Source organism: Blastococcus sp. KM273128, assembly GCF_021698975.1.
In the GTDB taxonomy this organism is placed as follows: domain Bacteria; phylum Actinomycetota; class Actinomycetes; order Mycobacteriales; family Geodermatophilaceae; genus Blastococcus.
The window spans coordinates 1-11,209 of sequence record NZ_SSXA01000104.1 but is presented as its reverse complement, the minus strand read 5'-3'; the positions used below and the strand labels follow the sequence as shown (position 1 = coordinate 11,209).

At 74.7% G+C, this 11,209-nt stretch carries 11 protein-coding genes; 2 read left to right on the top strand and 9 right to left on the bottom strand.

The window, feature by feature from the left end; all coding sequences use genetic code 11:
• Positions 1 to 20: 20 nt before the first annotated feature.
• A complete protein-coding gene (locus tag E9529_RS20045) occupies positions 21 to 1,409 on the bottom strand; it encodes a rhodanese-like domain-containing protein (RefSeq protein WP_236833033.1) in 1,389 nt (462 codons plus the stop codon).
• Between the two features lie 37 nt (positions 1,410 to 1,446).
• Positions 1,447 to 1,761 (bottom strand): rhodanese-like domain-containing protein, encoded by a 315-nt coding sequence (locus E9529_RS20040; protein ID WP_236833032.1) that lies wholly within the window; start codon positions 1,759 to 1,761, stop codon positions 1,447 to 1,449.
• 244 nt (positions 1,762 to 2,005) lie between these two features.
• Between E9529_RS20040 and E9529_RS20035 the strand changes: the two genes are divergently transcribed.
• The gene (locus tag E9529_RS20035; protein WP_236833031.1) at positions 2,006 to 2,350 is read left to right on the top strand and encodes a DUF3099 domain-containing protein; all 345 of its coding nucleotides are present in this window, start codon (positions 2,006 to 2,008) and stop codon (positions 2,348 to 2,350) included.
• Positions 2,351 to 2,360: 10 nt separating this feature from the next.
• Here E9529_RS20035 and E9529_RS20030 read toward each other — a convergent pair whose 3' ends face one another.
• Positions 2,361 to 3,239: a PfkB family carbohydrate kinase gene (locus E9529_RS20030; protein ID WP_236833030.1), complete on the bottom strand. Its 879-nt coding sequence runs from the start codon at positions 3,237 to 3,239 to the stop codon at positions 2,361 to 2,363.
• Between the two features lie 8 nt (positions 3,240 to 3,247).
• Positions 3,248 to 4,177 carry a pseudouridine-5'-phosphate glycosidase gene (locus tag E9529_RS20025; RefSeq protein WP_236833029.1) on the bottom strand — a complete coding sequence of 310 codons (930 nt, stop codon included), beginning with the start codon at positions 4,175 to 4,177 and terminating at the stop codon, positions 3,248 to 3,250.
• Between the two features lie 79 nt (positions 4,178 to 4,256).
• On the opposite strand from E9529_RS20025, the gene E9529_RS20020 reads away from it, so the two are divergent.
• Positions 4,257 to 4,487 (top strand): DUF3039 domain-containing protein, encoded by a 231-nt coding sequence (locus tag E9529_RS20020; RefSeq protein ID WP_236833028.1) that lies wholly within the window; start codon positions 4,257 to 4,259, stop codon positions 4,485 to 4,487.
• 9 nt (positions 4,488 to 4,496) lie between these two features.
• Here the strand turns inward: E9529_RS20020 and E9529_RS20015 are convergent, their stop codons facing one another.
• The 5 genes from E9529_RS20015 to ppgK all read right to left on the bottom strand — a co-directional run bounded on the left by E9529_RS20015 (position 4,497) and on the right by ppgK (position 11,085).
• Positions 4,497 to 5,555: a YihY/virulence factor BrkB family protein gene (locus E9529_RS20015; protein ID WP_236833027.1), complete on the bottom strand. Its 1,059-nt coding sequence runs from the start codon at positions 5,553 to 5,555 to the stop codon at positions 4,497 to 4,499.
• Between the two features lie 83 nt (positions 5,556 to 5,638).
• Entirely contained in the window at positions 5,639 to 7,915 is a 2,277-nt protein-coding gene (locus E9529_RS20010) for a VanW family protein (RefSeq protein WP_236833026.1), read from the bottom strand.
• 142 nt (positions 7,916 to 8,057) lie between these two features.
• Positions 8,058 to 8,282 carry a hypothetical protein gene (locus tag E9529_RS20005; protein ID WP_236833025.1) on the bottom strand — a complete coding sequence of 75 codons (225 nt, stop codon included), beginning with the start codon at positions 8,280 to 8,282 and terminating at the stop codon, positions 8,058 to 8,060.
• Positions 8,283 to 8,727: 445 nt separating this feature from the next.
• A complete protein-coding gene (locus E9529_RS20000; RefSeq protein WP_236833024.1) occupies positions 8,728 to 10,071 on the bottom strand; it encodes an RNA polymerase sigma factor in 1,344 nt (447 codons plus the stop codon).
• A 270-nt stretch (positions 10,072 to 10,341) separates the two neighbouring features.
• Complete coding sequence (gene ppgK, locus E9529_RS19995; protein ID WP_236833023.1) at positions 10,342 to 11,085, bottom strand: polyphosphate--glucose phosphotransferase; 744 nt, start codon at positions 11,083 to 11,085, stop codon at positions 10,342 to 10,344.
• Between the last annotated feature and the right edge of the window lie 124 nt (positions 11,086 to 11,209).

Here is an 11,209-nt window from a genome sequence, read left to right as displayed (position 1 = left end):
GGCGTCGACGGTGGGGGTGGTCATGCGGGGATCTCCTGGTTGGTCGCGTCGGTGGTGAGGTGGAGGCCGGCGGGGCCGGCGTTGTCGAAGGAGTCGTCGATGGCGACGACGTCGATGCCGTGGGCGTCGAGGAGGGCGGCGACGACGCCGGCGCGGTAGCCGCCGGCGCAGTGCACCCACACCGGCCCGGCCGGGACCTCGTCGAGGCGCTCGAGCACCTCGTGGATCGGGATGTGCAGCGAACCGGCGACGTGCCGCTCGGCGCGCTCCTGGTTGCGCCGCACGTCGAGCACGACGGGGCTGCGGCCGGCGGTGAACTCGGCGGCGAGGTCGGCGAAGGTGGCGGTGCGGTAGGCCCGCAGCGGCTCGCCGCCGGACCAGTCCTCGACCGTGCCGGTGGCCATCGCGGCCGGCCGGTCGATGCCGACCCGGACCAGCTCCCGCTGGGCCTCCGCCACGTCCTCGGCGGTCTCGCCGAGCAGGGTCACCGGGGTGCCCCAGGGCATCAGCCAGGCGAGATAGGTGACGAACTGCCCGTCCAGGCCGAAGTTGACCGTCCCGCCGACGTGCCCGGCGGCGAAGGCCGTGCGGTTGCGCAGGTCGACGACCCACTCGCCGGCCTCGATGCGCCGGCGCAGCTCGGCCGGGTCCGCCTCGGTCGGCAGGGAGAGGTCGGCCTCGCCGGGGCCGGCGGAGTTGGCCGCGCCCATGTGCGCGTAGTAGGCCGGGTAGGCGTCCAGCCCGGCGAGGAGGTCCTCGACGTAGCGGGACTCGTCCGTCGTGAGCGCGGGGTTGGCCAGCTTCTCCTGCCCGATCGTGCTGGCGGTGCCGCCGGACTGCGTGGCCGAGCAGAAGCTGCCGAAGCCGTGCGTCGGGTAGACGGCGGTCTCGTCCGGGAGCTCGGCGGCCAGCCGCCGGGCGGAGTGCCACTGCGCGTGGGCGAGGGTGTCGGTGTGGTCGGGGCCGAGGAGGTCGGGGCGCCCGGTGGAGCCGTAGAGCAGCGAGCCGCCGGTGAAGACCGCCACGGACTCGCCGTCGGCCTCGAGCGCGAACGACAGGTGGGTGTGCGTGTGGCCGGGGGTGAGCAGCACCCGCACCCGCATGCGGGCCCCCACCTCGACGACGTCGCCGTCGGAGACGCCGGTGCGCTCGAAGGAGACCGGGTCGTCGGCGTTCAGCAGGTACTGGGCGCCGACCTCGCGGGCCAGTTCCAGCCCGCCGGTCACGTAGTCGTTGTGGATGTGGGACTCGAAGACGTGGGTGATCCGGACGCCGGCGGCCTCGGCGATGCCGAGCACGCGGTCGTAGTCGCGCTGCGGGTCGACCACGAGCGCGACCTCGCCGTCGTGGGCGAGGTAGGTGCGGTCGCCCAGGCCGGGGGTGTCCAGGGGGAGGACGGTGATCGTCATCGGGATTCCTCTCGGGACCGGAGTGGCGTCGTCCAGGTCAGGCGGCGGTGGCGACCGGGCGGCCGGACTCGATCCAGGCGCCGGTGCCGCCGGTGACGCTGGTGGCGTCGATGCCGACCGCGCGCATCAGCGCGGTGGCCTGGGCGCTGCGCCCGCCGGCCTGGCAGATCACGTAGACCGGCTGGTCCTTGGGCAGCTCGGGGAGCCGGGCCGGCAGCACGCTCAGCGGCAGGTTCTGCGCGCCGGGGACGTGGCCGGGGCGGTACTCGCGCGCCTCGCGCACGTCGACGACGAGGGCATCGCCCGCGGCGAGCCGGGCGGCGAAGGTGTTCTGGTCGATCTCGGGGATCACGTCAGCTCCTGAAGGTCTGCGGTCGATACCCAGGGGGGTATGCACGGGTCAACGGTAGCACTGCGGCCCACATTCCCCCGGGGGTATGTGGGGCCGCGTGGCCGACCGGGTGGGCGTGGTGGCGTCGCCGCCGTCCGCGGCTGCCGGTCGCGGCGCCTGCAACCGGCCCCGCCCGGTGGCACCATGGGGGTGGCCCGGGAGCCGGCGGGTGGGACCCCGCGGACACCGGCCAGCGGAGGGAAGGGTGCCCGTGGCCTCGAGCCAGCAGTTCCCGCGAGCGCGCAAGCCGGAGCCGGTGCTCATCACCGAGGCCGCCCCGAGCCTGGCCGAGCAGCAGGCCAGGCGGAAGCGGCGCTACGCCACCACGATGGCGATCCGCGCCCTGGCGCTGATCCTGGCGGCGATCTTCTACAAGGTCGTCTGGCTGATGGTCATCCTGGCGGTCCTGGGCACGGTGCTGCCGTGGATCGCCGTCGTCATGGCCAACGACCGCCCGCCCAAGCCGAAGACCCGCCTGCAGGGCGTCGACGTCCGGCCCGACCGGGTGCTGGAGAACCCCGCCCGGTCCGGGCGGGTCATCGAGGGCTGAGCACCCCGGGTCACCGCGCTCCGGGTCGGCGGACCACCTCGGCCGCGCAGGCCAGCCCGGCGTCGAGCGCCTCGGCGGGGGAGCAACCGGCGACGCCCAGCCACGCGGCGAGCAGGCCGGCGGCGAACGCGTCGCCGGCGCCGGTCGTGTCCACGACCGTCGCCGGCCGGGCGGGCCGGTGCACGACCTCGTCCCCCGCCGCCCACAGCGCGCCCTCGGCGCCGAGCGTCACGACGGCGACCGGGTGCCGGGCGGCCAGCGCCCGGGCGGCCGCGACGACGTCTTCGCAGCCGGTCAGCAGACGGGCCTCGTCGGCGTTGGGCAGCACCAGGGTCGCGGCGGCCGTGTCCGCCAGCCAGCGCGCCGCCCCGTAGCTCCGCAGCGGGCCGGTCGAGGCCGGGTCCACCGAGACGGTGCACCCGGCGTCGGCAGCCGCGCGCAGTGCCGCCAGCCCGGCGTCCCGCGGGCCCGGGTCCAGCAGGGTGTACCCGGACAGGTGCAGGTGACCGCCCGGCGCCGGCGTGGGGACGTCGGCGGGGCGCAGCGCCAGGTTCGCGCCGCGGTCGGCGAGCATGCTCCGCTGGCCGTCGGGCTCGACCAGGCTGACGATCGTGCCGGTCGCGGCGCCCGGGACGGTGCGCACCCGCAGCTCCACCCCGGCCGCCGCCAGCTCGGCGGTCAGCCCGGCGGCGGCGGGGTCGTCCCCGGTGCAGCCGGCCAGCACCACGGGCGTGCCCAGGCGGGCGAGGTGCGCGGCGACGTTGGCCCCCGCCCCGCCGCCGCGGGTGACGATGCGGGCCGGCCGGTCGGAGCCGGGAGCCGGCTCCCCGGAGAGGACCGCGACGACGTCGGTGGCGACGTCGCCGACCACGACGACCCGGGGCGCCACGGTGGCGCTCAGGCCGCGCGGGCGGCCAGCGCCGCGGCGATCCGGCCGGCGAGCTCGGCGTTGCGCAGCACCAGGCGCACGTTCACCTCGAGCGTGGCACCCCCGCTGGCCCGGTGCAGGTGGTCCAGCACGAACGGCGTGACGTCCTTCCCGCGCACCCCGGCCGTGTCCGCCGCGGCGAGGGCGTCGGCGATGACCCGGTCGTGCAGCTCCCGGTCCAGCTGCTGGTCGGCCGGCAGCGGGTTGGCCACCACGACCGCCCCGGGCGCCAGCCCCCGGCGGGCGGCGAAGACCGCGGCGGCCTGCCCGGGGTCGGTGACCGCCCAGTCCACCGTCGAGCCCGAGTCGGCGACGTAGAAGCCGGGGAAGGTCGTGGTGCCGTAGCCGACCACGGTCACCGAGAGCGACTCCAGCCGCTCCAGGGTCGCCGGGACGTCGAGGATCGACTTCACCCCCGCGCAGACCACCACCAGCGAGGTGCGGGAGAGCGCGGTCAGGTCGGCGGACTCGTCGAAGGTCTCGACGGACTCCCGGTGCACCCCGCCCAGGCCGCCGGTGGCGAACACCGCCACCCCGGCCGCCTCGGCCAGCAGCGCGGTGCTGGACACGGTCGTCGCGCCGCTCATCCCGAGCGCCGCGGCCACCGGCAGGTCGCGGACCCCCAGCTTGGCCAGGTCGGGGTCCGCGCACACCCGGTCGACCTGCTCGGCGGTGAGCCCGACGTGCGGGGTGCCGTCGAGGACGGCGACGGTGGCCGGCACGGCGCCGCCGGCCCGCACCGCGGCCTCCACCTCGTCGGCGGCCGCCCGGTTGTCGGGCCGCGGCAGCCCGTGGGCGAGCAGGGTGCTCTCCAGGGCGACGACGGGACGGCCACCGGCCAGGGCGTCGGCGACCTCGGCGGACAGGACCGGGCGGGGGGAGGTGTTCGGGAGCGGCACCCTGTCATCATGGTCGGCGGGGACGGGAGCACCGCGGTGCACCCCGCCGCACCACTCGACCGTCGAGCAGGGAGCCCGCATGAGCAGCAGCGACATCCTCGAGCGGCCGGACGTCCGCGACTCCGACACCGGCAACGCCAACGAGGTCTTCCACTACGTCCGGAAGAACAAGATCGCCGAGAGCGCCGTCATGGGCACCCTCGTCGAGGCGCTGTGCGGCGAGGTCTTCCCGGTGACCAAGAGCCCGAAGCCCGGCAGCCCGGTGTGCCCGGCCTGCAAGGAGGTCTACGAGCAGCTCCGCAAGGAGTGAGGCCCGGCCTCACCGCAGGCCGAGCCGGCGGGCCTCCTCGTCGATCTTCGCCTGCCGCCGTTCCCGCCGGCGGCGCTCGTGGCGGCGCAGGGGTGCGGGCCAGCGCGCCTGGATGGTCGCGTTGAACTCCGCGCCGAGGAGCACCGCCATCCCGAAGAAGAAGCAGAACAGCAGCGCGCCGATGGGCGCGGCCAGCGCCCCGTAGGGCAGCGCCACGGTCAGGATGTCGCTGACGTAGGCGCGCAGCAGCAGCGCGGCCACCAGGAAGAAGCCCAGGCTCAGCACCGCGCCGGGCAGCTGCCGCCGCCACGGCAGCCGGTGCGGCAGCACGACGTGGAAGAAGCTGGTGAGGGCCAGGAGCAGGCCGATGACCACGATCGGCCAGTAGACGGCGTTGATCAGCATGTCCGTCGTGCTGCGCCAGTCCGGCGGGACCAGCCCGACCAGCCTGCCGCGCCCGAGCACGAGCAGCGGCAGCGTGAGCACCGCCAGCAGCAACCCGACGACGAAGAGCCAGAGCGCCTTGAGCCGGGTGCGGATCGGGCCGCGCACGTCGCGCTGGTCGTAGGCGATCACGATCGTGTTCATGAAGGTCGCCGTCGCCGAGGACCCCGCCCACAGGGAGAGCAGGAAACCCACGCTGACCAGCTCCAGCCGCCCGGAGCCGAGGATGTCGGCCAGCGTCGGGCGCACCAGGTCGTCGACGACGTCGGCGGTGAGCACCTGCGCCGACGCGTCCAGCAGTTGCGCCTCGATCTGGGCGACGGCGCTGTCGCCGATCAGCGAGCCGAGGTAGCCCAGCGAGCCGAGCAGGCCGATGAGCAGCGGCGGCACCGAGAGGATCTGCCAGAACGCGGCCTCGGCGGACAGCCCGATGATGCGGTCCTGCCACGCCTTGGCCAGGGTGCGGCCGAGCACCTGCAGGGGCACCCGCAGCACCGCAGGCCACCGGCGCAGCCGCGGCGGGCGGGGCACGTCGGCCCGCGTGGACCCCGCCGTCCCGGCACGGTCGGCGGGCTCGTCCGCCCCGACCCCGGCGGGCGAGCCGCTGGGGAGGACGGCGCTCACCTGCCCAGTGTGCACGTCCGGGTGCGTGCCGCCCGGTGGGGTGCCGGTCGCGGCACCCCACCGGGTCGGGTCACGACGCGACGTCAGGCCGCCCGGGGGCGCGACGGGCGCCGGCCGCCCGTCGCCGGGGCGCCGCCGGGGGCGGTGCCCTCGGGACCGGGTGCCGGGGGCTCCACCGGCACGCAGTTGATCACCGGCTCCGCGGCGTAGCGGGTGCGGAAGTCCTCGCGCTTGATCTCCGCGCCGGTGCCCAGGTCGCGGAAGACGCGGGTGACCGTGATGTCGAAGCCGGTCGACCCCTGCTGCGGCTGGCAGGTGGGGCTGTCGGGCTTGTCCTGCACGACCGGCTGGCGGAAGTTGTAGCGCTCGCTGCTGATCGACTGGATCTCGTAGCGCTTGGTCCCGTAGAAGGTGACGGTGATCGTGCCCGGGGTCCACGCGGTGTCGACGTAGACGCCGGTGTCGCCGTCGTTGCGCCACTTCAGGTCGATCGTGTCGTAGTAGACCGTCGCCTCGCGGCCGGCCGGGTAGCGGCTGATGTAGTAGCTGTGCGGCTTGTGGAACACGTCCTCGAGGCCGGCGAAGAAGACGGCGTTGAACATCGTCGTGGCGAACTGGCTGATCCCGCCGCCCACGGCGGTGGTGAACTCGCCGTTGTTGATGACGCCGGCCTCCACGTACCCCTGCGCGAGGCCGCGGGGCCCGGTGAAGCCGTTCAGGCTGAAGGTCTCCCCGGGCATGATGATCGCCCCGTCGACCTCCTCCGCGACCACCCGGATGTTCGTGCCGCTCGCGGCGTTGCCGATGTTCGTGGTGAAGCTGGAGATCTCCTCCCGGATGCCGAGGGCCTCGGCCTCCTGGGTGGTGAAGTCCGCCGGCACGGGCCCCAGCTCCGCGGTGACGGTGCGCGGCGCCTGCTCGGTCAGGACGGGCAGCAGCTGCTCGGCCAGCCGGGCCGGCGCGATCCCGGTGCCGTCGACCGACGGGACGACGCTCACCGTGTCGCCGGACACCTCGAAGGTGGCGTCCTCCGCCGGGGTGCCGAACTGGGACAGCTCGTCGCCGAGAGCCGACTGCAGCGCCTCCGGGTCCAGCCCGACGTTCAGCTCGCCGTCGTCCTGGGGCGTGAAGGTGAGGGAGTCGGCGATGGCCGTCACCGGGACCTCGACGGAGGTGGCGCCGTCCTGGCTCACGACCTCCACCGGCGCCGAGAGGGCGGGGGTCACCGTCTCCTCGAGGACGCGGGTGGCCTCCTCGGCGTCGACGCGCACCGGTGCCACGTCGACGGGCAGCTCGATGGGCGTGTCCGGGTCACCCCCGGATGCCAGCGCCTCGGTGATCGCCTCGGCGGCGCCCTCGCGGTCCAGCGTCCGGCCGTCCACCGGCTCCACGACCGAGGGGCTGGTGCCCTCGATCGCGATGGTCGCGTCCTGCGGGGCCCGGTCGACCTGGGCGGCGATGCCCTCGATCTGGGCCTGCAGCGCGGTCTCCTCGCCGGTGATCACCGGCTCGACCTCCCGGTCGGAGAAGAGCGTGACCAGGCGGGTCCACGGGTTGAGCGGCTGCTCCTCGGCGGCGTCCACGGTGGCGGGGACGTCGAGGGTGATGCCGGCCGTGGCGGGGGACAGGGTGCCCGTCACGTCGGCGGCGGTCACCGGGTGGTCCGCGACGACCCGGGGGGCCAGGCGCTCCTCGAGCCGCTCCGCGGCCGACGCCGGGGTCAGCCCGCCGACGTCGACGCCGGCCACCACCGTGTTCCGCGGCACCTCCCCGGAGGCGAGGAGCAGGTCGGCGCCGTAGAGGGCGGCGAGCGCGGCGAGGACACCGGCCGGCACCAGCGCGGCGCGGCGGCGCCACCAGGGCCCGCGGGGCGTCCCGGGGCGGTCGTCACCGGGCGGCGGGCCGTCGGCGCCCCCGCTCCCGGGACCCCGGGCCGCGAGGGAGCCGTCCGGGTCCACCGGCACGGTGGGCATGACGTCGCCGTCCCCGGCCGGGGGGGCGGTGGAGCGGTCGTCCACCGGCGGGATGACGGCGGTGCCTGCCGGGTCGTCGTCGCGGCGGGCGTCCCCGTCGGGGCCGGTGCCGGCCGCCCGCCCCGCCGGGCCGGGCTCGTCCGGGGTGACGTCGGTGGGAGCGGTGCCCGCGCGGTCGGAGTCGGCGGAGCCGGCCTCGACCGGGTCGGTCTCGGCGGTGGCCGGGGTCGCGGTGGGGGCACCGCGCTGCCAGTCGCGGCCCACGGGACGGGTGTCGTCCGGCGCGGCCTCGTAGGCGGGCGTCTGACCGGTGGGCGGCGGGGGGCCGTCACCGCCGTCGGGACGCATGCGCACCGTCTCGTCCGGTGCAGGGTCGTGCTGGGGCATGGGGGTTTCCTCCGGTCGCCGCCGACCGGGGCTCCCCGGAGACGACGGAGCCGCCGGCCCGGCGCCCGCACGAGGCGGGACGTCGGACGCGGCGGCATCGTCGGGTGAGGCGGTCATCGCGGGCGCGACGATAGCGCCTCTCTCACGCAGTTACGCGCTGCTCGCCCTCAGTGTCGATGAAGTCGACGGCGATGTCACGCAGCTTGCCCTCGTACTCACGGGCGTGGTGCCCGCAGAAGACGAGGTCGCTGCCGTTGGCGAGCACGACACGGACCTTGGCAAGTGCGCCGCAGCGGTCGCAGTGGAAGGGCACGACCAGGTCGTCGGCGGCGGGGGTCGTCGTCAGCGTCTGGGTCATCTGGGTCATCACTCGCTCTCTACCGCACGGACCCGCGGCTGCGGATCGGCCTCCTGCACAGCGCCAGGATGGCCCCTCGGATTCCCGTTCCGACCCGGTTCATCCCGGACTCGCCGAAAGAGATGAGTCCGTAACACGCCGGGTCTGGGTGGAGCGGGTCCAGCAGGGGACGTCACTGGGGTGGAACTGGTGGTGCACGTGCTGGTGATCATCTGCCGGGCCGGTCGTCGACCGAGCCGACCGTGGGTCCGCTGCTGTTCTGACGGGCACCACGCTACGCCGTCTACCCGACAGTTGTCGGCGCACACCGGGTGTCACGCGTTCGTGACCCTCCCGCGCGACGGCCGTGGCCGGTGCCCCTGCAGGGGCACCGGCCACGGAGAGGTGCTGGAACGGCCTCCTCGCAGGGGCCCGGGCCGAGCGGAGCGAGGTCCGGGGGCGAGGAGGTCCTTTTTCAGTCCAGGTAGTCGCGCAGCACCTGCGACCGGCTGGGGTGGCGCAGCTTCGACATCGTCTTGGACTCGATCTGCCGGATCCGCTCGCGGGTGACCCCGTAGACCTGGCCGATCTCGTCGAGGGTGCGCGGCTGGCCGTCGGTGAGGCCGAAGCGCAGGCGGACCACGCCGGCCTCCCGCTCCGACAGCGTCTGCAGGACGCTGGTCAGCTGGTCCTGCATGAGCGTGAAGCTCACTGCGTCGACCGCGACGACCGCCTCGGAGTCCTCGATGAAGTCACCGAGCTGGCTGTCGCCCTCGTCACCGATGGTCTGGTCGAGGCTGATCGGCTCCCGGGCGTACTGCTGGATCTCCAGCACCTTGTCCGGGGTGATGTCCATCTCCTTGGCCAGCTCCTCCGGGGTGGGCTCGCGGCCCAGGTCCTGGAGCAGCTCGCGCTGGATGCGGCCGAGCTTGTTGATGACCTCGACCATGTGCACCGGGATGCGGATGGTGCGGGCCTGGTCGGCCATCGCGCGGGTGATGGCCTGGCGGATCCACCACGTCGCGTAGGTCGAGAACTTGTAGCCCTTGGTGTAGTCGAACTTCTCGACCGCACGGATCAGGCCCAGGTTGCCCTCCTGGATCAGGTCCAGGAACGCCATGCCGCGGCCGGTGTAGCGCTTGGCCAGGGAGACCACGAGGCGGAGGTTGGCCTCCAGCAGGTGGTTCTTGGCGCGCTCGCCGTCCCGGACGATCCAGTTCAGGTCGCGGCGCATCTGCGGGGAGAGCTTCTGGCCCTCCTCCTCGGCCTGGCGCAGCCGCTCGGCGCCGTAGAGCCCGGCCTCGATCCGCTTGGCGAGGTCGACCTCCTCCTCGGCGTTGAGCAGCGCGACCTTGCCGATCTGCTTGAGGTAGGCGCGGACGGAGTCGGCGGAGGCGGTGAGCTCGGCGTCCTTGCGGGCCTGCCGCAGCGCCTCGGACTCCTCCTCCTCGTCCCACTCGAAGTCGGTGCCGCCCTCGGCGGTCTCCTCCTCGGCGGCGACCTCGACGCCGTCCTTGCCGGTGACGACGGTCTCGTCGAGCTTGAGCCCCTCGGAGCCCGCGTCGACGACCGCGACCGCGCCCTCCTCGGTGGCCACCGCGGTGAGGACGGCGCCCTCGCCGGCGCCCGGCGACGGGCTGATGGCCGGCTTCGCGCGGCCCTTGGCGGCGGTCTTCGTACCGGCGGCCTTGGCCGGTGCCTTCTTCCGCGCGGCAGCCGGCTCGGTGGCCGACTTCTTGGCACGGGTACCGGCTGCGGCCGTCCTGGCGCGCGGGGTGCTCGCTGCGGCTGCTTCCGGTGCTGGCTGATCGGCGGGCACTCAGGTTCCTTCCCGTGCTGGGTGCGTTCCCCGGAGACCGTGTGGCCCGCGGGCAGCGGCTCCGGCCTGCGCTCGGGGGACGTGGGACCCCGCGTGACCGGCACGGCGTTTGGCCGCGTTCGGGTCGGGGGATCCCTCCCGGCTGGAGAGCGGCGGGCTGGGGCTCCACCATTGTAACGACGTCGTCGGGTGAAACCAGCGCCTCGCACCCCGTCCCCTCGCTCCGACGGGGCGGGCGGGCGGCCCCGGAGGGGTGGCGGTGCCGGGCGGTCAGGCCTCGGCGCGCTCGACGGCGGCCAGCGCGGCGCCGACGATCCCGGCGTCGTTCTGCAGCTCGGCCGGCACCACCGGGGTGCGCGTGGAGAGCAGCGGCACCCACTTGTGCGCCTTCTTGCTCACACCGCCGCCCACGATGATCAGGTCGGGCCACACGCTGCCCTCCAGCACGTCGAGGTAGCGGTCGACCCGCAGCGCCCAGTCCGGGTAGCTGAGCTCCTCGCGCTCCCGGGCGGCCGCGGAGGCGCGCGTCTCGCCGTCCTCGCCGTCGACCTGGATGTGCCCGAACTCGGTGTTCGGCACCAGCCGGCCGTCGACGAAGAGCGCGCTGCCGATGCCCGTGCCGAACGTGAGCATGAGCACGACCCCGTTGCGGCCGCGGCCGGCGCCGTAGCGCATCTCGGCCAGCCCAGCGGCGTCGGCGTCGTTCAGGGTCTCCACCGGCCCGGGGATGCGCTCGGCCACGCCCGCGGCGAGGTCGGTGCCCAGCCAGCTCTTGTCGACGTTGGCCGCGGTGTGCGCGACGCCCGACTTGAGCACCCCGGGGAACGTCACGCCGACGCGCTCGGTCCAGCCGAACGAGTCCACGATCCGCGCCACGACGTCGAAGACCGGCTCGGGGAGCGAGGGCTGCGGCGTCTCGATGCGCAGCCTCTCCCCGATGAGCCGTCCCGCGTCCAGGTCGACCAGGCACCCCTTGATGCCGCTGCCGCCGATGTCCACCCCGAAGCCCTGCACGGCGACAGGCTAGTAGAAGGCCCCCTCGCCCCCCACGGCTCGCGTGCCCGCCGCACCCCGACGGGTGGAGCGCCGCTGCGGCAGGATCGGCGCATGACCTCCTCGCCCCCGATCGCCCCCGACT